General features: G+C 64.3%; 23 protein-coding genes. 13 read left to right on the forward strand and 10 right to left on the reverse strand.

The window, feature by feature from the left end; translation table 11 throughout:
- Positions 1-22: 22 nt before the first annotated feature.
- Together ABMC89_RS02660 and ABMC89_RS02665 are read right to left on the reverse strand one after the other, a co-directional pair.
- Positions 23-1,132, reverse strand: a complete 1,110-nt coding sequence (locus ABMC89_RS02660; protein ID WP_349564914.1) for a carboxylate-amine ligase — start codon at positions 1,130-1,132, stop codon at positions 23-25.
- Between the two features lie 155 nt (positions 1,133-1,287).
- The gene (locus ABMC89_RS02665; protein ID WP_349564916.1) at positions 1,288-2,787 is read right to left on the reverse strand and encodes a CoA-acylating methylmalonate-semialdehyde dehydrogenase; all 1,500 of its coding nucleotides are present in this window, start codon (positions 2,785-2,787) and stop codon (positions 1,288-1,290) included.
- 137 nt (positions 2,788-2,924) lie between these two features.
- Here ABMC89_RS02665 and ABMC89_RS02670 point away from each other — a divergent pair, with 137 nt between their 5' ends.
- The 3 genes from ABMC89_RS02670 (at position 2,925) to coaD (ending at position 4,896) form a co-directional block, all read left to right on the forward strand.
- Complete coding sequence (locus tag ABMC89_RS02670; protein ID WP_349564918.1) at positions 2,925-3,830, forward strand: LysR family transcriptional regulator; 906 nt, start codon at positions 2,925-2,927, stop codon at positions 3,828-3,830.
- Positions 3,831-3,892: 62 nt separating this feature from the next.
- Positions 3,893-4,327 carry a CBS domain-containing protein gene (locus ABMC89_RS02675; RefSeq protein ID WP_349564920.1) on the forward strand — a complete coding sequence of 145 codons (435 nt, stop codon included), beginning with the start codon at positions 3,893-3,895 and terminating at the stop codon, positions 4,325-4,327.
- A gap of 71 nt (positions 4,328-4,398) precedes the next feature.
- Positions 4,399-4,896 (forward strand): pantetheine-phosphate adenylyltransferase, encoded by a 498-nt coding sequence (gene coaD, locus ABMC89_RS02680; protein ID WP_349564922.1) that lies wholly within the window; start codon positions 4,399-4,401, stop codon positions 4,894-4,896.
- Positions 4,897-4,903: 7 nt separating this feature from the next.
- Here coaD and gap (ABMC89_RS02685) read toward each other — a convergent pair whose 3' ends face one another.
- From gap (ABMC89_RS02685) to gap (ABMC89_RS02695), 3 genes are all read right to left on the reverse strand, one after another.
- Positions 4,904-5,905, reverse strand: a complete 1,002-nt coding sequence (gene gap / locus ABMC89_RS02685; RefSeq protein WP_349564924.1) for a type I glyceraldehyde-3-phosphate dehydrogenase — start codon at positions 5,903-5,905, stop codon at positions 4,904-4,906.
- A gap of 118 nt (positions 5,906-6,023) precedes the next feature.
- A complete protein-coding gene (locus ABMC89_RS02690; protein WP_349564926.1) occupies positions 6,024-6,167 on the reverse strand; it encodes a hypothetical protein in 144 nt (47 codons plus the stop codon).
- A gap of 61 nt (positions 6,168-6,228) precedes the next feature.
- Positions 6,229-7,230, reverse strand: a complete 1,002-nt coding sequence (gap, locus tag ABMC89_RS02695) for a type I glyceraldehyde-3-phosphate dehydrogenase (RefSeq protein WP_349564928.1) — start codon at positions 7,228-7,230, stop codon at positions 6,229-6,231.
- Between the two features lie 200 nt (positions 7,231-7,430).
- Here gap (ABMC89_RS02695) and ABMC89_RS02700 point away from each other — a divergent pair, with 200 nt between their 5' ends.
- Complete coding sequence (locus ABMC89_RS02700) at positions 7,431-8,399, forward strand: DUF808 domain-containing protein (RefSeq protein ID WP_349564930.1); 969 nt, start codon at positions 7,431-7,433, stop codon at positions 8,397-8,399.
- 132 nt (positions 8,400-8,531) lie between these two features.
- Here the strand turns inward: ABMC89_RS02700 and ABMC89_RS02705 are convergent, their stop codons facing one another.
- Positions 8,532-8,711: a hypothetical protein gene (locus ABMC89_RS02705; protein WP_349564932.1), complete on the reverse strand. Its 180-nt coding sequence runs from the start codon at positions 8,709-8,711 to the stop codon at positions 8,532-8,534.
- Positions 8,712-8,944: 233 nt separating this feature from the next.
- Positions 8,945-10,960 (reverse strand): transketolase, encoded by a 2,016-nt coding sequence (tkt, locus tag ABMC89_RS02710; RefSeq protein WP_349564934.1) that lies wholly within the window; start codon positions 10,958-10,960, stop codon positions 8,945-8,947.
- A 234-nt stretch (positions 10,961-11,194) separates the two neighbouring features.
- Here tkt and ABMC89_RS02715 point away from each other — a divergent pair, with 234 nt between their 5' ends.
- Positions 11,195-11,680 carry a hypothetical protein gene (locus ABMC89_RS02715; RefSeq protein WP_349564936.1) on the forward strand — a complete coding sequence of 162 codons (486 nt, stop codon included), beginning with the start codon at positions 11,195-11,197 and terminating at the stop codon, positions 11,678-11,680.
- Positions 11,680-12,072 carry a cell division protein ZapA gene (locus ABMC89_RS02720; RefSeq protein ID WP_349564938.1) on the forward strand — a complete coding sequence of 131 codons (393 nt, stop codon included), beginning with the start codon at positions 11,680-11,682 and terminating at the stop codon, positions 12,070-12,072. The genes ABMC89_RS02715 and ABMC89_RS02720 overlap by 1 nt, the downstream gene beginning before the upstream one ends.
- Positions 12,073-12,179: 107 nt before the next feature.
- On the opposite strand, the gene grxD is transcribed toward ABMC89_RS02720, so the two are convergent.
- On the reverse strand, positions 12,180-12,542 hold the full coding sequence (grxD, locus tag ABMC89_RS02725; protein ID WP_349564940.1) for a Grx4 family monothiol glutaredoxin: 363 nt from the start codon (positions 12,540-12,542) through the stop codon (positions 12,180-12,182).
- A gap of 115 nt (positions 12,543-12,657) precedes the next feature.
- Positions 12,658-12,894, reverse strand: coding sequence for a BolA/IbaG family iron-sulfur metabolism protein (locus ABMC89_RS02730; RefSeq protein ID WP_349564942.1), 237 nt, complete (start codon positions 12,892-12,894; stop codon positions 12,658-12,660).
- Between the two features lie 146 nt (positions 12,895-13,040).
- On the opposite strand from ABMC89_RS02730, the gene ABMC89_RS02735 reads away from it, so the two are divergent.
- The 7 genes from ABMC89_RS02735 to ABMC89_RS02765 all read left to right on the forward strand — a co-directional run bounded on the left by ABMC89_RS02735 (position 13,041) and on the right by ABMC89_RS02765 (position 21,172).
- Positions 13,041-14,012 (forward strand): XdhC family protein, encoded by a 972-nt coding sequence (locus ABMC89_RS02735; protein WP_349564944.1) that lies wholly within the window; start codon positions 13,041-13,043, stop codon positions 14,010-14,012.
- Positions 14,009-15,001, forward strand: coding sequence for a molybdopterin-binding protein (locus ABMC89_RS02740; RefSeq protein WP_349564946.1), 993 nt, complete (start codon positions 14,009-14,011; stop codon positions 14,999-15,001). Before ABMC89_RS02735 ends, ABMC89_RS02740 begins: the two co-directional genes overlap by 4 nt.
- 129 nt (positions 15,002-15,130) lie before the next feature.
- On the forward strand, positions 15,131-15,616 hold the full coding sequence (locus ABMC89_RS02745) for a (2Fe-2S)-binding protein (protein ID WP_349564948.1): 486 nt from the start codon (positions 15,131-15,133) through the stop codon (positions 15,614-15,616).
- A gap of 2 nt (positions 15,617-15,618) precedes the next feature.
- Positions 15,619-15,945 (forward strand): VOC family protein, encoded by a 327-nt coding sequence (locus tag ABMC89_RS02750; RefSeq protein WP_349564950.1) that lies wholly within the window; start codon positions 15,619-15,621, stop codon positions 15,943-15,945.
- A 96-nt stretch (positions 15,946-16,041) separates the two neighbouring features.
- Positions 16,042-18,405 (forward strand): xanthine dehydrogenase family protein molybdopterin-binding subunit, encoded by a 2,364-nt coding sequence (locus tag ABMC89_RS02755; protein WP_349564952.1) that lies wholly within the window; start codon positions 16,042-16,044, stop codon positions 18,403-18,405.
- Between the two features lie 150 nt (positions 18,406-18,555).
- The gene (locus tag ABMC89_RS02760) at positions 18,556-19,347 is read left to right on the forward strand and encodes an FAD binding domain-containing protein (RefSeq protein WP_349564954.1); all 792 of its coding nucleotides are present in this window, start codon (positions 18,556-18,558) and stop codon (positions 19,345-19,347) included.
- Positions 19,348-19,507: 160 nt separating this feature from the next.
- A complete protein-coding gene (locus ABMC89_RS02765) occupies positions 19,508-21,172 on the forward strand; it encodes an OmpA family protein (RefSeq protein ID WP_349564956.1) in 1,665 nt (554 codons plus the stop codon).
- An 86-nt stretch (positions 21,173-21,258) separates the two neighbouring features.
- Here the strand turns inward: ABMC89_RS02765 and infC are convergent, their stop codons facing one another.
- Entirely contained in the window at positions 21,259-21,813 is a 555-nt protein-coding gene (gene infC / locus ABMC89_RS02770; RefSeq protein WP_439655652.1) for a translation initiation factor IF-3, read from the reverse strand.
- Positions 21,814-21,843 lie beyond the last annotated feature (30 nt).

The raw sequence follows: 21,843 nt of genomic DNA on the forward strand, positions 1-21,843 counted from the left end.
AAGGCCGGATTGGCTCACCCGGTCAAAGCCCGTCGTGGAACTCCTCGATCAGGTGGCGCACCACGGCCTCGCCGCCGGCCCCTTCGGGGGCTGCGCTGAACACCGCGCGCTGGCGGGTGGCGCTGGTGCCCTCCCGTGCAAGATCGCGCAGCCGTGCAACATCATCGAGCGCCCCCAGCGCCTCGGCGTCCTCGGCCAGCAGGCTGATCAGCTCGTCCAGCAACTCCTCCACCGGACGGATGCGCCTCTCGCCGAAATCGATCAGCCCCTCGGCTACGCCGTAGCGCTGCGCGCGCCAGCGGTTCTCGGCGATCAGGAAGCGGTCGTATTCGCGCCAGCGCAGGTTGCTGCCGTGCAGCCGCAAGAGCATCCGCACGAGCGATTGCACCAGCCCGGCCAGCGCGACACTGTCCTCCAGCCTCGGCTGTACGTCGCAGATGCGCGTCTCGAGCGTCGGATACTGGTCCGAGGGCCGCAGATCCCACCAGATTTTCGACGTATCCTCAATCACGCCAAGGTCGATCAGCGTGCCGGCGGTGCGCTGGTACTGGTCCCAGCTGTCAAAGGCCGGCGGAAGGCCGGTGCGCGGCATATTGTCGAAAACCGACAGCCGGTAGGAGGCAAGGCCCGTGTCCCGCCCGCTCCAGAACGGCGAGGAGGTCGACAAGGCCAACAGATGCGGCAGGAAATAGCTCAACTGGGGCATCAGATCGATGCGCATCGCTTCGGCATCGACACCGGCGTGCACATGCATGCCGCAAATCAGCATCCGGCGCGCCACGCTTTCCAATTCCCGCTCCAGCGTATCGTAGCGGTCCTTTTCGGTGAACGCCTGATCGCGCCAGTCCGAAAACGGATGGCAGGACACGGCGATCGGGGCAAGGTTATGCGCCGCCGAATGCCGGCTGATCGCCGCCCGCAGCCTTTTCAGCTCCTCGCGGGCGTCCGCCGTGGTCGTGCAGACCTTGGTGCCGATCTCGATCTGGCATTGCAGGAATTCCGGCGCGACCTGATCTTGCAGCTCGGCCCGGCAGGCTTGCATGAAGGCGTCGGGCGCGGGCGCCAGCGCAAGACTGTCACGATCGACGAGCAGGTATTCTTCCTCGATCCCGATGGTAAAGTCCTGCTGCATCTCACCCCATTTCCCACACTGCCTGCATCACCCGCGCCTCCGGTGGCCGGTCGCAAAAGAACCGCAACACCGCTTCTCCATTTTGCCCTTAAACTCAATCCCGCGGGCGCAACAGGGCGCTGCGCCCGCGGGGGGTATGCCTGCTCAGCGCAGGATCATTCCATCGGCTTGAAGTTGAACTCCCCGCCTTCCTTGATGCCCGACGGCCAGCGAGCGGTCACGGTCTTGGTGCGCGTGTAGAACTTGAACGCATCCGGTCCGTGCTGGTTCAGGTCGCCGAAGACGGATTTCTTCCAGCCGCCGAAGGTGTGGTAGGCCAGCGGCACCGGGATCGGCACGTTCACACCGATCATGCCCACATTCACGCGGTTGGCGAAATCACGCGCGGCATCCCCGTCGCGGGTAAAGATCGCGGTGCCGTTGCCGTATTCGTGATCCATCGCCAGACCCAGCGCTTCCTCGTAGGATTGCGCGCGCACGCAGGTCAGCACGGGGCCGAAGATCTCGTGCTTGTAGATGTCCATGTCCTTGGTCGCGCGGTCGAACAGATGCGGCCCGACGAAAAAGCCGTCCTCGTAGCCCTGCAATTTGAAATCGCGCCCGTCTACAACCAGCTCCGCACCCTGATCGATACCGGTTTGCACCAGCCGTTCGATATTTGCCTTGGCCGCGGCGGTGACCACGGGGCCGTAATCGACGTCATTGCCGCCGGTATAGGGGCCGACCTTCAGCTTCTCGATGCGCGGCACCAGCTTTTCGATCAGCCGGTCGGCGGTTTCGTCGCCCACGGGAACGGCCACGGAAATCGCCATGCAGCGTTCGCCCGCCGCACCGTAGCCCGCGCCGACCAGCGCGTCGGCGGCCTGATCCATATCCGCGTCAGGCATGATGATCATGTGGTTCTTGGCCCCGCCGAAGCACTGGACACGTTTGCCCTGCGCACAGCCGGTGCCGTAGATATATTCCGCGATCGGGGTCGAGCCGACAAAGCCCACGGACTGGATCACATCGTTGTAGAGTATAGCGTCGACCGCTTCCTTGTCGCCGTTGACGACCTGAAGGATGCCCTTCGGCAGGCCCGCTTCTTCGGCCAGTTCCGCCAGCATCAGCGGCACGGAGGGGTCCCGCTCGGACGGCTTGAGGATGAAGGCGTTGCCGCAGGCAATGGCGGGGGCGAACATCCACATGGGGATCATCGCGGGGAAGTTGAACGGTGTGATGCCCGCCGTCACGCCGAGCGGCTGGCGCATCGAATACATGTCGATGCCGGGGCCGGCGTTATCGGTGAATTCGCCTTTCAGCAGCTGTGGCGCGCCGATGCAGTATTCGACCACCTCCAGCCCGCGCTGCACGTCGCCCGCGGCATCGGGCAGGGTCTTGCCGTGTTCGCGGCTCAGCGCCTCGGCCAGCTTGTCCATGTCGCGGTTCAGCAGATCGACCAGCTTCATCAGGACCCGCGCGCGGCGCTGCGGGTTGGTCGCGGCCCATGCGGGCTGCGCGGCCTCGGCATAGGCCACGGCCTGCTCCAGCTCTTCCTTCGACGCCAGCGGCACCTTTGCCTGCACTTCGCCGGTGGCGGGGTTCATCACGTCGGCAAAGCGGCCGGATGTGCCTTTGACATGGGCGCCGTTGAGGTAGTGGGTCAGCTCTTGCATAGAATCCTCCATTTGAGTTTGGCGCAGTGTAGTCTTGCAAAAAAGCGGCGAACAGGGGCAGATAAGCAAAACGGCTTTGCGAAAATGCAAAGCATCCGGGCGCGCCAATGCCCCCGTACAATGCGAAGGGAGACAGGATGCAGAACTGGGATGATTTGCGGCTGTTCCTTGCGGTCGCCCGATCCGAAAGCCTGTCGGGCGCGGGCAAGCTCTTGCGGCTTGATCCGGCGACACTGGGCCGACGGATGGCCCGGCTGGAGCAGGACATGGAAACCGCGCTGTTTCTGAAATCACCGCAGGGATACGCGCTGACCGCCGCCGGTGTTGCGCTGCTTGAGCGGGCAGGGGCGGCAGAGCAGGCGATGCTGGGGCTCGACGCCGGCGCAGGGGATGCGACCGAAGGGTTGAGCGGTCAGGTGCGTGTCGGCGCGCCCGACGGGTGTGCGAATTTCCTTTTGCCGCAGGTCTGCGCCGCGATGGCGCGCGAGCACCCCAACCTCGACATCCAGATCGTTGCGCTGCCGCGGGTGTTCAACCTGTCGCGCCGTGAGGCGGATATGGCCATCGGCGTCAGCGCACCGACCGCGGGCAGGCTGGTGGTGCGCCACATCACCGGCTACCGGCTGCACCTCGCGGCGAGCGAGGCGTTTCTGGCCCGCGTGGGGCCGATCCAGACGCTTGACGATCTCAAGGCCCATCCGCTGGTGGGCTATATTCCCGACATGATCTTTGACCGCGAACTCGATTATCTTGCCGATCTCGGGGCCGGGCGCGTTGCCATTGCGTCGAATTCGGTCGCGGTGCAGGCCAACATGATCCGGCAGGGGGCCGGTATAGGGGTCGTCCACGACTTCTGCCTGCCGTTCCTGCCGGGTGTGCGGCGCTTGCTGACCCGCGAGGTGCAGCTTGACCGCGCCTTCTACCTGATCCGCCACGCGGACGATGCGCGCAACACGCGGCTGGCGCGTTTCGCCGATCTGCTGGCGCAGGGCCTGAAGGCCGAGGTGGCAAGGCTGGAGGCCGAGGCGGAACGCGATGCTTGACAGGGCGGCGCTCAACGGATGACGATGAAGAGACCTCAGCATCGCTACCGGGAGGACGACTTATGTTGGTGTCACAAATTCTCAGCTCGAAAGCCGTGGACGATATCGTCACTGCGCTGCCATCGATCACCATCGAAGAAGCGGCCGGCATGCTGGCCGAGCGGCGGATCGGGACGGTCCTGATCTCGCGCGATGGCAAGACAGCGGATGGGATCGTGTCGGAACGCGATATCGTGCGTCAGGTCGGCCAGCGCGGTGCGGGGTGCCTTTCCGATCCCGTCAGCGACATCATGACCAGAGAGGTTATCACCTGCACCCGCGGAATGCGGGCCGATCAGGTGCTTGAAAAGATGACCGAGGGGCGTTTTCGCCACATGCCCGTGCTGCACGAGGGATCGCTGATCGGGCTGATCTCGCTCGGGGATGTGGTCAAGGCTCGGCTCATGGAGCTGGCGATGGAGAACGACGCCCTCGAAGGCATGATCCGCGGGAACTGACCGCGCTTGCATCTGGGGCGACGGCGTGTTTGCTTGGCGCCCATTACATTGCCTCAGCAAGGAGTGAGCGCATGCGCGTCGGCCTGTATCCCGGAACTTTCGACCCCATCACTCTGGGACATATCGACATCATTCGCCGCGCCACGCGCCTTGTGGACAAGCTGGTGATCGGCGTTGCGATCAACCGCGACAAGGGCCCCTTGTTCTCGCTCGAAGAGCGGGTGGAACTGATCGAGGCGGAATGCTCGGCCCTGACCGAAGAAACCGGTGTCGAGATCGTCGCCCATCCCTTCGAGAATCTGCTGATCCACTGCGCGCAGGATGTCGGCGCCAGTGTGATCGTGCGCGGTCTGCGCGCGGTTGCCGACTTTGAATACGAATACCAGATGGTCGGCATGAACCGGCAGCTGAACAAGCAGATCGAGACGGTCTTCCTTATGGCCGAAGCGCAGCATCAGGCCATCGCCAGCAAGCTGGTGAAGGAAATCGCGCGCCTGGACGGCGATATCACCACCTTCGTGACACCGCGCGTGAAAACCGCCCTGCGCGCCAAGCTGGGCAAATCCTGATCGCGGCTTAAGGCGCGGCGGCCATGGCGGCGGCCGTGTCCAGCATCCGGTTCGAAAACGCCCATTCATTATCGTACCACGCAAGGACGCGGGCCTGTGTGCCGTTTTGCACATGGGTCTGGTCACTGGCGATGATCGCGCTGCGCGCGTCGCCCGCAAAATCGCGCGACACCAGCTTGCGTGTGGTCAGGCCCAGTATCCGCGGCTGAGCCTCTGCCGCGGCGCGCAGGGCGTCGTTGACTTCGGCCGTGCTGGTCGCACGGTCGAGTTCGACGACAAGGTCGATGCAAGAGACATTCGGCGCGGGCACACGGATCGCCGTGCCGGTGATCCGCCCCGCGAGGTCGGGCAGCACCAGTGCCATGGTATCCGCGGCACCGGTGCTGGTGGGGATCATCGACATCCCGGCGGCGCGCGCGCGGTAGAGATCCGCATGGGCGCGGTCGTGCACCGGTTGGTTGCCGGTATAGCTGTGTACGGTGGTCATGTGACCGTGGCGGATGCCAAAAGCCGCGTGCAGCGCCTGCGCCACCGGCACGAGGCAGTTCGTCGTGCATGACGCGTTCGAGACGATCCTGTCGTCGCCGCGCAGACTGTCGTGATTGATCCCGAACACGACCGTGGGCGCGCCCGCCCCCTCGGCGGGGGCCGAGATCAGAACCTTCCCTGCGCCCCCGTCCAGATGGCGCAGCGCCAGTGCCGGATCGCGAAAGGCGCCCGTGCATTCCAGCACGATGTCGACACCGGTCCAGTCGACCTTTTCCGGCGCCATTTCGTGGCTCACGCGGATGGGCCCTGTGCCCGCGTCGATGGTGGTGCCACGCACCACGACCTCTCGGCCCAGCCGCCCGTGCACGCTGTCGAATTCAAGTAGATGCGCGCAGGTGTCTATGGGGGCCGGATCGTTGATCGCCACCACCTTCAGATCGTCGCGCCCCGACGCGATAAGGGCCCGCAGCACCGTGCGACCGATGCGGCCAAACCCGTTAACTCCAAGTGCAACAGGCACGTGACACCTCTTTTGATCAAATCATGGCCAACAGATGTAGGAGCGCGCAGATCTGTCAACCGCCGCAGGGTTGATCGGTACAATTTCGGGTGTTTTTAGTGCCAGTTTGAATGGGGTTCTAGCGCCAGAAGGCGATCCATTCGATCAGTTCGGTGAACTTCTTTGCCAGAAAGACAAGGTGCTCGGTGCCGAAGTAGATCGCGTCGACTGCAACAGCGCCGACAATAAGAAGACCCAGCACAAGGGCGATGCTGTTCGTCATGTGGGCGTCCTCTGCCGTTGCCTGCACTCTTCGATAGGGCAGGCAACGGCGGCTGGCAAGTTCAGCGCAGCTGGCCCATGGCCACGGCCACATCGGCCATCCGCACCGAGAACGCCCATTCGTTGTCGTACCAGGCCAGCACCCGCACGGTGCGGCCCGCCACGACGATCGTCTGGTCCGGCGCAAAGATCGAGCTATGCTCGGTGTGGTTGAAGTCGATCGACACCTTCTGCGCCGGATCATAGGCCATCACACGGCTCATGTGACCCTCGGCTGCGGCCTTGGCGGCGGCGTTGATTTCCTCCACCGTCACATCGCGACCGGCAGTAAAGGTCAGGTCCACCGCCGAGACATTCGGCGTCGGCACGCGCATCGCGGTCCCGTCCAGCTTACCCTTGAGCGCGGGCAATACCTCGCCAAGGGCCTTGGCGGCACCGGTCGAAGTGGGGATGATCGCCATCGCCGCCGCGCGGGCGCGGTAGAGATCCTTGTGACGGCGGTCCAGCGTCGGCTGGTCGCCCGTGTAGCTGTGGATCGTGGTCATCAGGCCGCTTTCGATGCCCACGGCCTCGTGCATGACCTTCGCCAGCGGAGCAAGGCAGTTCGTGGTGCACGACCCGTTCGAGATCATCGTGTCCGAGGCCTGCAGCGTGTCGTCATTGACGCCGAACACGATGGTGCGGTCGACGTTCTTGCCCGGTGCGGACAGCAGGACCTTCTTTGCGCCCTGTTCGATATGGGCGCGGGCCTTGTTGCCATCGTTGAATTTGCCCGTGCATTCCAGCACCACGTCACAGCCGGACCAGTCCAGCTCTTCGAGGTTGTAAGTGGACATGACCTCGATATCGTTCTGCCCGAGGTTCAGATAGCCGTCGTCGACCGTGATATCGCCCGGGAAACGCCCGTGGACACTGTCGTAACGCAGAAGATGCGCTGCCGTTTCGATGGGGCCCGTCGCGTTGAGCTTGATGACTTCGATATCGTCACGCCCGCTGGCCGCGATATGCGACAGGGTGCAACGCCCGATACGGCCGAAACCGTTGATGCCGACTTTGATGGTCATGGGGGAGGCTCCGTCAGATTGGAATTCCTGCCTCCTATAGACCCGCGCCGTGACCGGGGGCCAGTGCGAAAGGCCCTTTGTGATCGGCATGTTAGCGTTAAAATCCGGGGTTAGCGGTAACGGCGGCGCGTAACGGGGGCTTGGCAATCCGGCGCAGGCGCTCTAGCTGACGATGAGGCTAGTGAAAAGGATACGGGCGCGTGAGTGGATTGATTGCATTACTGGACGATGTCGCCGCGATCGCGAAAGTGGCGGCGTCTTCGGTGGATGACGTGATCGGGCAGGCGACCAAGGCTTCGGCCAAGGCCGCGGGCGCGGTCATCGACGACGCGGCGGTTACGCCGAAATACGTTCACGGCTTCGAAGCCAAGCGCGAACTGCCGATCATCTGGCGCATCACCAAGGGATCGCTGCGAAACAAGCTTCTTATCCTTCTGCCCGTGGGTCTGGCGCTGTCGGCCTTCGCGCCCTGGGCGATTCCACCGCTTCTGATGCTGGGCGGTGCCTATCTATGTTTCGAGGGCGCGGAAAAGATCGCCCACGCGTTGGGGATCAGCGAGGGCCACACGGACCATCCCGCCAAGGGCAAGGTGATCGAGGATCCCGCGCACCTCGAAGAGGAAAAGGCGCAAGGCGCGATCAAGACCGATTTCATCCTGTCCGCCGAGATCATGACCATCGCGCTGTCGAATATCCCCAACCTCGGGTTCTGGATGGAGGCGGCGACGCTGGCCATGGTGGCGATCATCATCACGGTCGCGGTCTACGGCTCCGTGGCGCTGATCGTGAAGATGGACGATATCGGGCTGAGCATGGCCAATGCCGGACGGCTTGGCGTGACGCGCGCGATCGGGCGCGGTCTGGTCAAGGGCATGCCGGGGTTCCTGAAGGCGCTGACGATCGTAGGCACGGCGGCGATGCTGTGGGTCGGTGGATCCATCATTGTCCACGGGCTTGAAGTAATGGGGTTCGCCGCACCGGCCCAGATCATCCACGATGCCGCCTATGCGGTCGCACATGCGGTGGACCGCTGGCAGGGGGCCGTGGAATGGACCGTGACCGCGGCGCTCGACGGTGTGCTTGGCCTTGCCCTCGGGGTCGTGCTGATCCCCATCGGCGAAAAGATCATCACCCCGATCTGGCGGGCCGTCACCGCCAAGATGCCTTGACAGCGCGCAAGCCGTGCGGCGCAGGGCGGAACCCTGCGGCGCACGCAGCTGTCTATTGTACAAATGAAGATGGTTTCGGCGGTGCTTTACGCTTCGCCAACGGAACCGGAGAAGCAGGACCGCTGCGCGGGATCAGGATTCCAGCGTGCGGTTGCGCAGTTGGTTGCAAATCACGGCACAGGCCAGCGCCGCCATGCCGAGGTGTCCGAAAAGGACGTAGTTCCAAAGGGTCTCGCCAAAGCTGCCGCCGGTCAAAAGCGAAATCACGGCAGCAACGCCTCCGGTCATGATCGCAGTCAGCAAATAGGCCATGGTGCCTCCTTCGGGGGTGTAACCTTACCGTGTGCCCTAATCGTTAAAGTAGTATAAATTCCAATCAAGGCTTCTTCACACTAGGCGGCACTTGTGGCCGAACATCGCCCCAATTGTGGCAAGACTGGCACGAACTGGCCTATCTGGCGAGAACAAACTGTTGCCATTCCGGAAACAATAAGGGCGGCCCTTCGTCCGAAGCACCGCCCTTGTTGTTGATTTCGGGATGCGGATCAGAGCAGGGCTTTGGCCCGTGTCGCGACATTCTCGGCGGTGATGCCGTATTTCTGGAACAATTCGTCGGCTGGTGCGGATGCGCCAAAGCTGTCCATGCCCACGAAATCGGCCTTGCCCCATTTGCCACGTTCGCCCAGAAGCCAGCGGTCCCAGCCTTGCCGCACGCCTGCTTCCACGCCCACACGTACGGCACCTCCGGGCAGAACCCGCTTGCGGTATGCCTCGTCCTGCTGGGCAAAAAGCTCCATGCAGGGCAGGGACACCACGCGGGTGCCGATCCCTTCGGCCTGAAGCAGATCGCGCGCGGCCAGCGCCACGGATACTTCCGATCCGGTCGCGATCAGGATCACCTGCCGCTTGCCTTCGGCATCCTTCAGAACGTAGCCGCCCTGCGCGGTGAGGTTCTTGTTCTTATGCTCCAACCGGACGGTCGGCACACCCTGACGGGTCAGCGACAGAACCGAGGGGGTGGATTTTTCCGTCAGCGCGATTTCCCACGCCTCGGCGGTCTCGACCGTGTCGGCAGGGCGGAAGACCAGCGTGTTCGGTGTGGCGCGGCTGATGGCCAGATGCTCGACCGGCTGGTGAGTCGGCCCGTCTTCGCCCAGACCGATGCTGTCGTGGGTCATCACATAGACCACGGGCTGTTTCATCAGCGCGGACAGGCGCATCGCGGGGCGCGCGTAGTCGGTGAAACACATGAAGGTGCCCGAATAGGGGCGCACGCCGCCGTGCAAGGCCATGCCGTTCATGGCGCTCGCCATTCCGTGCTCGCGGATGCCCCAGTAGACATAGCGACCCTCGCGCGACATGACGTCGAAAACACCCAGATCGGCGGTTTTGGTGTTGTTCGATCCGGTCAGGTCCGCAGAGCCGCCAACGGTTTCGGGCATGATCGGGTTGATCACTTCCAGCACCTTTTCCGACGAGGCCCGTGTGGCCAGTTTCGGCGCGGTTTCCGAGGTTTGCTTCTTGAACGCCTTGATCGTCGCGCTCAGCTTCTTTGGCGCGTCAAGCGCGAGTGCGCGGTTGAAAGTCTCGCGCTTGGCGCGTGGCATCTTGTCAAAGCGTTCCTCCCAGGCGCGGCGCACATCGGCACCGCGTGCGCCGATCGCTTCCCAGGCCTGCTTGATGTCCTTGGGCACGTCGAAGGGCGCCGCGGTCCAGCCCCAGGCCTCTTTCGCCGCCGTTGCGGCGGCGTCATCGGTCAGCGCGCCGTGGCCCTTGGAGGTGTCCTGTGCAGCGTGTCCCAGCGCGATGTGGGTCTTGCAGGCGATCATGCTGGGGGTCGCGGTCTTTTTGGCAGCCGTCAGTGCCGCGTCGATCTCGTCGGGGTTGTGGCCGTCGATTTCCTGCACGTCCCATCCGGCGGCGCGGAAGCGCGCGACCTGATCGGTGCGGTCCGACAGGCTGACGGGACCGTCGATGGTGATGTCGTTGTTGTCCCACATCACGATCAGCTTGCTCAGCTGATGACGCCCGGCGATGGCGATCGCTTCCTGGCTCACGCCTTCCATCAGGCAGCCGTCACCGGCGATCACATATGTGTGGTGGTCGACCACTTTCGCGCCATAGGTGGCCCGCTGGATCTCTTCTGCCATGGCAAAGCCCACGGAATTGGCGATCCCTTGCCCCAGCGGCCCGGTGGTGGTTTCGATCGCATCGGCAAGGAAATTCTCGGGATGGCCCGCGGTGCGCGCGCCCATCTGGCGGAAATTCTTGATCTCCTCGATCGGGAACTGGGCATCGCCGACCAGATGCAGCAGTGCGTAGATCAGCATGGAGCCGTGTCCGGCGGACAGGATGAAACGGTCCCGGTCGGGCCATGTCGGCTGCGCGGCGTCGAACTTCAGGTGCCGTTCGAACAGCACCGTGGCCACATCGGCCATGCCGATGGGCATGCCGGAATGGCCGGAATTCGCTGCTATTACCGCGTCGAGCGTGAGCGCGCGGATCGCGCCCGCCTTTGACCAATGTTCGGGGTGGGCGGATGCGAGGGCTTTGAGATCCACGGGGGGTGCTCCGTTCTGGGGGATGTGGCGTGTGAATAGCAGCACCGGGCGAAAGATCAAGCAGGCCGGGCACGCGCATGAAGGACGCGGGCCAAAGCACTGTTCTCAAAGGGGGGCAGCATTTCAGTCCGGATATGGGTAGGATCGTGAACGAAGCGACGGGTGACTGATTCGCAAAAGGGTGCAACCGACGCGGCGGCGTATCGACCGTCCACCGATTTGAGCGAGGAGCGGATGAGCGACATCGAAGAATTGCAGCGGCGGATTACGGCCGCGATGGATCAGGTGGCCTACGGGATCGAACGCCTGTCGGTGGCCGCGCCGCAGGGCCCGGACGAAGAAACCACGCGGCTGCTCGAGGAAGAGCGCACCGCCAACGCCCAGTTGCAGGAACGGGTGCGCAGCCTGCGCTCCAAATCCGAAGCCGAACTGGCCGAGCTGCGCGCGCGGGTCGAAGAGGGCGAGGCGCGGATGGCGCAGCTCGATATCGAACTGCAACGGGTACGCCGTGCGAATGCGCAGCTGGCGGATGCCTGTGCGGCGCTGCGCGAGGCCAATACCGAAGGGGTGGGCGAGCCGCATCTCATCAACAAGGCGATGCTGGCCGAACTCGAAGGGCTGCGCGCGGCGCGCGCGGCGGATGTCGCCGAGGCGTCGGTGATCCTTGCCAGCCTGCAACCGCTCGTCGACAAAGCCACTGCCGCAGAGGAGGAAGCCTGATGCCGGAGGTCAAGATTTCGATCGGTGGACGCCATTTCGATGTCGCCTGCCAGGAGGGCGAGGAAAGCTACCTGCACGCGGCGGCCAAGATGCTGGATGACGAAGCGCAGGTGCTCAACGACCAGGTCGGGCGGATGCCCGAGGCGCGGATGCTGCTGATGGCAGGGCTGATGCTGGCCGACAAGACGGCGAGCGTCGAGGACAAGATCGTCGAGATCCGCGCCGAACTGGCCGAGCGCGAGGCGGAACTGCACGGCCTGCGCAACCGCGTCGTGGAGCCCGAGCGCATCGAAGTGCCGGTGGTCCCGCAGTCGGTTACGGACACGCTCGCCGAAATCGCCGCGCGTGCCGAGGCACTGGCGGCGGAGGTCGACGAGAAAGCGGGCGGCTGACGCCACTGCCCATCGTTGCCCGCAGCGACAAACGCAAAACGCCCCCTCCGCGAGGAGAGGGCGCATCCGTCAGGAGGAGCCCCCGAGGAGCCCTGCCGGTAAATCTGTCAGCCGTTCGCTTCGCGGATCTTCTCCGCCGCGTCCTTGTCGAAGGTCACACCGTTCTCGGCGAATAGCGTGTCCAGCTCGCCCGACAGCGTCATCTCTGTGATGATGTCGCAGCCGCCGACGAACTCGCCCTTGACGTAAAGCTGCGGAATGGTCGGCCAGTCGGAATAGTCCTTGATCCCCTGACGGATATTCTCGTCGGCCAGAACGTTCACATCGGCATATTCCACACCCATGTAGTTCAGCACACCGGCTACGCGGCTGGAAAAACCGCATTGCGGCATCGATTTCGTGCCCTTCATGAACAGAACCACGTCGTTTTCTGTCACGGTTTGCTTGATCTGTGTCTGTGCGTCGCTCATTTGTCGTCTGTCCTTACCGGCACCACTGCGCCGTTTTCTTGCCGAAGCGGGGTGAAGGCGCGCAGGCTGATCCCTGCCAGCGCCAGTACGAGGGCCGCCGTGATCGTCATCATCATCATTCCGGTACCTTTGTTGTGAGGGCAAGCGCGTGCAGATCCCCTTGCGGGCCATCCATCTTGCCTTTGAGGGCGGCATAGACCGCGCGCTGTTGCTGCACGCGGTTCTTGCCGCGGAAACTCTCGTCGACGACCATGGCCGCCATATGCACGCCATCGCTGCCCTCGACCACGATCTGTGCGTCGGGGAACTCTGCGCGCAAAAGCTCTTCGATCTCGTGGGCTTGCATGGGCATGTCGGTCTCCGCGTTTTGTCTTCCACCGAAGATGTAGTCGCCCCGCCGACGCTTCGCAAGGGAGCGCGCGGCCCCTTGCATCGCGGCGCTACATAATCGACCATCGCGCAGGCCCCTTGCGGGGGCATTCGAAGAAAGGACCGACCATGACACATCCGATCGCAGGTGCGCCCGAACAGGCGCTGGAATGGATCCGCGCGGGCAAGGGCGCGGCCCTCGCCACGGTGGTCGAAACATGGGGCTCGGCGCCGCGCCGCGTGGGCGCGCAGATGGTGGTCTCGTCGGATGCGGAAATGGAAGGCTCCGTTTCGGGTGGCTGCGTCGAGGGCGCGGTGGTCGTCGAGGCGCTGGAAGCGCTGGAAGAGGGCGAAAGCAGGCTTCTGGAATACGGTGTCAGCGACGGCGATGCCTTCGCGGTCGGGCTCGCCTGCGGCGGCACGATCCGTGTGCTTGTCGAACCCGTTGGCGAGGGCGGGATCCCGGTCGCGGTGCTCGAAACCCTCGTCGCGCACCGCGCGGACCGCCGCCCCGTGGCCTACGAAGTCGGGCTCGATGGCAGCCGGCGTTCGCTGGTCACCGACGGGTACGAAAACCGCTTCCGCACCGACCGCTCCGGTGTCGAGGAGGACGGCGAGACCTTCGTCGCGGTCCATAATCCACCCTTGCGGCTGGTCGTGGTCGGTGCGGTGCATATCGCGCAGGCGCTGGTCCCGATGGCGCGTATCGCGGGGTTCGATCCGGTCGTCATCGACCCGCGCGAAGCGTTCGGCGCGCCCGCGCGTTTTCCCGATGCCCGCGTGGTCAACGACTGGCCCGATGCGGCGCTAGCCGAGATCGGTCTCGATGCCCGCTGCGCGCTGGTGCTGCTGACCCACGATCCCAAACTCGACGATCCCGCCCTGCTGCTGGCGCTGAAGTCGCAGGTCTTCTACATCGGCGCGCTGGGATCGACCCGCACCCACGCCAAGCGGGTCGAGCGGATGCAGGAGGCAGGTTTCGATGACGACGCGATCGCGCGCATCCACGGCCCCGTGGGTCTGAACATCGGGGCGGCCAGCCCCGCCGAAATCGCCGTGTCGATCCTTGCCCAGATGATCGACCGGTTGCGCCGCCCGTGATCTTCGGCGACGTCCCGCTGGATCAGGCCGAGGGCGCGATTCTCGCCCACAGTGTCAGCCTGCCCGACGGGCGCCTGCGCAAGGGTCAGGTGCTCGGCCCGGACGACATCGCCGCCCTGCGCGCCGCTGGCCTGGCCGAGGTTGTCGCCGCACAGCTCGGTCCGCAGGACGTGGATGAAAACACCGCCGCGGGCGAGCTGGCGGATGCGCTGATGCTGGGCCACGGGCAGCTGCGGCGCAGCGCGGCCTTTACGGGCCGGGTCAACCTGCTGGCCGATGGCCCCGGCGTGGCAATGCTCGATGTCGCAGCGATCGAGGCGGTCAATGCGATCGATCCGATGATAACCGTGGCCACGGTGCCGCCGTTCCAGCAGATGGCCGACGGCGGCATGATCGCCACGATCAAGATCATCTCCTACGCTGTGCCGCGCGCGGCGCTGGATGCGGCCACCGCCGCCGCGCGCGGCGCCATCGGTATGGCCGCCCCGGTGATCGACAGTGCCGACCTGATCATCACCGAAATCCCCGGTGGCGCGGGCGAAAAGGGCAGGCGCGCGATCGAGGACCGGCTCGCCGCGCTCGGCGTGACGCTGGCCGAAGTCGTGACCGTGCCACACCGGCGCGATGCGCTGGAAACGGCACTGGGCGGCCTGCGTAGTCCGCTCACGCTGATCCTGACCGGATCCGCGACGTCGGACAGCGCCGATGTCGCACCGCAGGCGCTGATCGGGGCGGGGGGCCAGCTGACGCGCTTCGGCATGCCCGTCGATCCAGGGAATCTTCTGTTTCTGGGGCATCTGCGCGACCGTCAGGTGATCGGTCTGCCGGGCTGCGCGCGGTCTCCGGCGCTCAACGGGGCCGATTGGGTCCTGTCGCGGATCGTCTGCGGCGTCGCGGTGAGTGCGGCGGATATCGCGGGTATGGGGGTGGGCGGTTTGCTGAAGGAAATACCGACCCGACCGCAGCCGCGCCGGGGGCGAAAGGGCTGATCCGTGTGCCGCGCCCTGCGGTGGTGCGGTGTTTCGGATCACGTTTTGAAAAAAGGGTTCTCAAGTCGTCGGGTGCGTGTTTAACTCATCCGCAATGAACCAAAAATTCGAAAGTCTGGGAGGACATGAATGACACAGGTTAAGATGACCGTGAACGGCAAGGCCGCGTCGGGCGAAGTCGAAGGCCGAACCCTTCTGGTGCAGTTTCTGCGCGAGAATCTGGGCCTGACCGGCACGCACGTGGGCTGCGATACCAGCCAATGTGGCGCCTGCGTGGTGCATGTGAACGGCGAAGCGGTCAAATCCTGCTCGATGCTGGCAGTGGAGGCCGATGGCGCCGAGGTCGCCACTATCGAGGGGCAGGCGGCGCCCGACGGCACGCTCAACACGATCCAGCAGGCGTTTCAGGATCACCACGGCCTTCAGTGCGGATTCTGCACACCGGGCATGGTGATGTCCGCCGCCGCCCTGCTGAAGGAAAACCCCAAACCGACCGAGGCCGAGGTACGTCACTACCTTGACGGCAACATCTGCCGCTGCACCGGCTATCACAACATCGTCAAGGCGATCATGGCCGCATCCGGTCAGGACGTCGGCGCGATCGCGGCGGAATAGGCGTGGCCGCGCCCGACTTCATCGAGATCGGATCCGACGATCCCAAGGCCACCACAGCCTTCTTCACTGCGGTGATGGACTGGACGTGGGAGGACGGCGAAGGCGGCGGTGGCTATTTTACCGACGGCACGCGCAAGGTCGGCATGCATCAGGAGGGGACGCCGTGCATGGTGCCCTATCTGGCGGTCGACAACATCGAAGTGGCCGTCGCGCGGGTGAAATCCGCCGGTGGCGCGCTGATGGGTGAAATCGCGGAGGCACCGGGCTTTGGCCGGTTCGCGACCTGCACCGATCCGCGCGGTGTCCGTTTCGGCCTGCACGAGAAATAACCGCATCCGCCCCGGGGAGGGGGCGGTGGCGGCCAAGGACATTTGAAAAATCAGGGTGCGCCCAGATGCGCCCCGACCCCAGGGAGGACTGAAAACATGCCAAAGGACAGTGGTATCGGCGCCAGCACGAAGCGGCGCGAGGACATCCGGTTTCTGACCGGTGATGGCAATTACACCGACGACATCAATCTGCGCGGACAGGCTCACGTGGTCTTCCTGCGCTCCGACGTGGCGCACGGGCGGATCAACAACATCGGCACCGAGGCGGCTGCCGCGATGCCCGGCGTTCTGAAAATCTTTACCGCCGCCGATTTCGAAGCGGCGGGCGGCATTCCGTGCGGCTGGCAGGTGACCGACCGCCACGGCGAGCCGATGCAGGAACCCAAGCACCCGATTCTTGCCGAGGGCAAGGTGCGGCATGTGGGCGATCCCATCGCGGCCGTCGTCGCCGAAACCGCCGATCAGGCCCGCGACGCCGCCGAGGCGATCGAGCTCGATATCGAGGAGCTGCCTGCGGTCATCGACATGAAAAAAGCGGTCGAGGACGGCGCGACCAAGGTCCACGACGACCTGACCTCGAACCTGTGCTACGATTGGAGCCTTGTCGAAGAGAACAAGGAAGCGGTCGAACAGGCGTTCAAGGACGCCGCGCATGTCACCACGCTCGAGCTGGTCAACAACCGTCTCGTGCCCAACGCGATGGAGCCACGCGTTGCTGTCGGCGATTACAACCGCGCCAGCGGAGATCATACGCTCTATACCACATCGCAGAACCCGCATGTGATCCGCCTGCTGATGGGCGCGTTCGTTCTGGGCATCCCCGAGCACAAGCTGCGCGTCGTGGCACCTGACGTGGGCGGCGGCTTCGGCTCCAAGATCTACCACTACGCCGAGGAAGCCTTCTGCACCTTCGCGGCCAAGGCGTTGAACCGTCCGGTGAAATGGACCTGTACCCGCTCGGAAGCCTTCTTGTCGGATGCACACGCGCGCGACCACCAGACCAAGATCGAACTGGCGCTGGATGCGGATAACAACTTCACCGCCGTGCGCACGATGACCTATGCGAACATGGGGGCCTATCTGTCGACCTTCGCGCCGTCGATCCCGACATGGCTGCACGGCACGCTGATGGCGGGCAACTACAAAACGCCGCTGGTCTATGTGAACGTCAAGGCGGTGTTCACCAACACCGTGCCGGTCGACGCCTACCGCGGTGCCGGACGCCCCGAGGCGACGTACCAGCTGGAGCGTGTGATCGACAAGGCCGCGCGCGAGCTGGGGCTCGACCCGATTGCCCTGCGCCGCCAGAACTTCATCACCGAATTCCCCTACCAGACACCGGTGGCCGTTGAATATGACAGCGGCGATTTCCACCGCCTGATGGACAAGCTGGAGGCCAGCGCCGATCTGGGCGGTTTTGCCGCCCGCCGTGCCGAAAGCGAGAAGAAGGGCAAATTGCGTGGTCTTGGCATCAACTGCTTCATCGAGGCCTGCGGCATCGCGCCGTCGAACCTCGTCGGGCAGCTGGGGGCGCGTGCCGGTCTCTACGAATCCGCCACCGTGCGGGTGAATGCCACCGGCGGTCTGGTGGTGATGACCGGCAGCCACAGCCACGGGCAGGGGCACGAGACCGTGTTCCCGCAGGTCATCGCGGAGATGACCGGTCTGAGCGAGGATATGATCGAGATCGTGCACGGTGACACCGCCAACACCCCGATGGGCATGGGCACCTACGGGTCACGCTCGATCGCCGTGGGCGGGCCCGCCATGGTGCGCGCCGCCGAAAAGATCATCGCCAAGATGAAGAAGATCGCGGGCCACCTGCTGGAAGCGTCGGACGACGACATCGACCTCAAGGACGGGGCGTTCTCGGTCGCGGGCACGGACAAGAGCGTGGCCTGGGGCGATGTAACGCTCGCTGCCTATGTGCCGCACAACTACCCGCTGGAGGATATCGAACCGGGGCTCGAGGAGACCGCATTCTACGATCCGGCGAATTTCACCTATCCCGCCGGGGCCTACGCCTGCGAGGTCGAAGTCGACCCCGATACCGGCGAGGTGACGATCGCGAAATTCACCACGGCGGATGATTTCGGCAATGTCATCAACCCGATGATCGTCGAAGGCCAGGTGCACGGCGGTCTGACGCAGGGCATCGGACAGGCAATGCTGGAGAACGCGGCCTACGACGAAGACGGCCAGTTGCGCAGCGCGTCCTACATGGATTACGCGATGCCACGTGCCAAGGACGTGCCGATGTTCACTGTCGACCATACCAACGGCACACCCTGCACCCACAACCCGCTTGGCGTGAAGGGCTGCGGCGAAGCCGGTGCCATCGGCTCCACCCCGACGGTTGTCAACGCGGTGGTCGATGCGCTGCAATCGGGGGGACACAAGGTGGATCACGTCGATATGCCGGTGACCCCGTCACGGGTCTGGGAGGCGATGAACCGCTGAGAGGCGCGCGGGGCGTCCTCGCGCGCCCCGCACCGGCCCTTCTCGGGGGTGAGGTTGTAAGGGCGCAAGCGCCCATGAGTTTAAAGGCAAAATGGAGCCACGGGTTGCGTTAGAGACACGGGGCCCCGCGCTGCCGGAAAGGAAGAGAAAATGTATAATTTCGATGTAGAGCGCCCAAGCACCATCGCGGATGCGGTCAAGGCGCTGAAGGCCGAAGAGGCGCAGCCGATCAGCGGCGGACAGACCCTGATCCCGACGCTGAAAGCCCGGCTGGCGATGCCGTCGGTTCTGGTATCGCTGCACGGGATCGACGAAATGAAAGGCGTCTGCAAGGACGACGCGGGCCGTATCTGTATCGGTGGCGGCACCACCCACGCCACCGTGGCGCGCGAAACGGCGACGGATTATCCCGGGCTGTCGAGCCTGGCCGCGCGGATCGGTGATCCGGCGGTGCGCAACCGTGGGACCATCGGCGGTTCCGTCGCCAACAACGACCCTTCGGCGTGCTATCCGGCGGCGGTGCTGGGATCGGGCGCGACCGTGGTCACCGACCGCCGCGAAATTGCCGCGGACGACTTTTTCCAGGGGATGTTCGCGACAGCCCTCGAAGAAGGCGAGATCGTGACCGAGGTGAAGTTTCCCGTGCCGGAGGCCGCGCATTACGAAAAGCACATCCAGCCCGCGTCGCGCTTTCCGCTGGTTGCGGTGTTCGTCGCGAAATTCGCGGACGGTGTGCGCGTCGCCGTGACGGGAGCGTCCAACAACGGCGTGTTCCGCTGGACCGACGCCGAGAAGGCGCTGTCCGAGACTTTCTCGGCGGATGCGGTGGCGGGCCTGAAGGCCGACCCCGAGGACATGATCAGCGATCTTCACGGCTCTGCCGCGTATCGTGCGCATCTGATCGGTGTCATGACCAAGCGCGCGGTCGCCGCGCTGTCCTGATCGCGATACAACCGACCGCAGGGGGTACGATCCCCCTGCGGTTATCCGCTTGCAGGCCCGTTGTTATTGCCTATCAGTGGAACAAAGCCCTTATCCTCGATGTTGAACTGTCGAAGATGTAGCCTGCGATACGGCTGCACGACGCATACGAGGAAATACCATGAAAACCATTCTGAAATCGTCCACCAGCCTTGGCCTGGCACTGATGATGAGCCTGCCGGCCCCCGCTTTTGCGCAACAGGCCTGCGCGCCGCGTATCAATGACCATACGTACCCTTGCACGCTGCCCAGCGGGCTGGTCGTTGAATCCCGTGTCGAAGTGCTTGAAGACCGCGTGGAGCGCGAGACGGCACGTGTTGAGGAGCTGCGGCTGAAGGTGACGCAGTCTGACCGCGATGTGTCCATCAACGTGGCAGCGGTTCTGGCCGATCTCGAGGAGTGGGAACGCCGTCTGGAAAATACCGAAGCCGCCCTTCAGCGTGCCCGCGACGCACAAGCGCAAGCGGATGGCAACGCTGAGGCCCAGCAGCAGGCAGCCGATGCCGAGGCCGCTAAGCAGGCGCAGGCCCAGCAGCAGGCTGCCGACGCCAAGGCTGCGCAACAGGCGCAGGCCCAGCGTGACGCCGAAGCGGCGGCCCGTCTGGAGGCCGAAGCCGCTGATGCCGAACGTCAGGCTGCCGCTGCAGCACAGGCCGAGGCGGACAAGCAAGCCCAGAAACAGCTGAAGCAGGCAGAGAAAGAGGCCCGCAAGCAGGCCAAGGAGGCACAGAAGGCGCAACGTCGCGCCGAAAGCCAGCAGACTGCCGCCGCATCCGCCACTGCGCAGCAGCAGAGTGCTGCCACGACCGAGACAGAAGAGCTGAACGATGACAACGTGCGCTCGTCCAACGAAGAGTTCGAGACGGCCGTTGCCGGATCGGGCGCCGAAAGCAATTCCAAGGACGATGACGGGCTGAGCAAGTTCGAAAAGGCCCTGTTGCTGGGTCTGGGTGCCGTGGCCGTGGGGCAGGTGCTCAAGAACGGCGACGAAGTGGTCAGCCGCTCGGGTGACCGCGTCGTGGTTGAACGGGACGGCGATCTGCGCGTGCTCAAGAACGATGACGCGCTGTTGCGTCAGGCAGGCAACGACCTGACCACCGAAACCTTCGACGACGGATCGACACGGACAACCGTTCTGAAGCCCAACGGCGCGCGTATCGTAACCATCCGCGGCGCCGACGGCACGGTCCTGCGCCGCGTGCGCATCACCCCGAACGGCGAGGAATACACGCTCTTTGACGATACGCGATCCGAAGAAGAGATCATCGTCAGCCAGCTTGCACCACAGACCACTGCCTCACCACAGGCTCCGATCCGGGGCGAGGAAGAGTTGCGCGCGGCGCTGCGGGCAGAAGCGGCGGCTGCGAACGGCCAGCGCTTCTCGCTCCGGCAGGTGCGCGAGGTAGAGCAGGTGCGCGAGCTTGCTCAGGAAATCCAGCTTGATGCCGTGCGCTTTGCCACCGGATCGGCGGCGATCCAGCCCGAACAGGCGCGCAATCTTGCGCGGATCGGCAATACCCTGCGTGAGCTGATCGCGGAGAACCCGCGCACCGTTCTGCTGGTCGAGGGCCATACGGATGCTGTGGGCGACGCGACCTACAATCTGGCGCTGTCCGACAGGCGCGCGGAGACGGTTGCCCTGGCGCTGACCGAATATTTCGAGGTGCCCGCCGAGAACATGATCGTGCAGGGCTACGGCGAAAGCCAGCTGAAGGTCCCGACACTGGAAGCCGAGCAGGCCAACCGCCGTGCGGTGGTGCGCAACATCACGTCGCTGCTGCGCTAACTTGTAGGTAGCCTTGCTGCGCCAAACGAAAAACGCCCCGCTGCATCGTGCAGCGGGGCGTTGTTACTTCGACGGTCACGTTGTCGTCACTTGTTCGGAAGCGGTCCGATCAGCATTACCATCTGGCGGCCTTCCATCTTGGGGAAGTTCTCCACACGGCCCATTTCCTTGGTGTCCTCGGCAACCCGTTCGAGCAATTCACGCCCGAGGTTCTGGTGCGCCATCTCGCGGCCCCGGAAGCGCAGCGTGACTTTCACCTTGTCGCCGTTTTCGAGAAACTTGAACACGTTGCGCATCTTGACGTCATAGTCGTTCGTATCCGTATTCGGACGGAACTTGACCTCTTTGATCTCGATGACCTTCTGCTTTTTCCGGGCCTCGGCTTCGCGCTTTTGCGTCTCGTATTTGAACTTGCCGAAATCCATGATCTTGCACACGGGCGGGTTCGCGTTGGGAGAAATCTCAACCAGGTCGAGCCCGGCCTCTTCGGCCATGTCCATGGCGCGCGCGGGGCTTACGACGCCCACGTTTTCGCCATCTGCACCGATAAGGCGAATTTCGGGGGAGCGTATGTTCTCGTTTACGCGCGGGCCGGTGTCACGGGTGGGCGGCGCGTTATGGGGTCTGCGAGCGATGGTGATCGTCCTTTGTCTGTTTCAATGATCGGTGAG

Source organism: Sulfitobacter sp. HNIBRBA3233 (genome assembly GCF_040149665.1).
GTDB classification, from domain to species: Bacteria; Pseudomonadota; Alphaproteobacteria; order Rhodobacterales; family Rhodobacteraceae; genus Sulfitobacter; species Sulfitobacter marinivivus.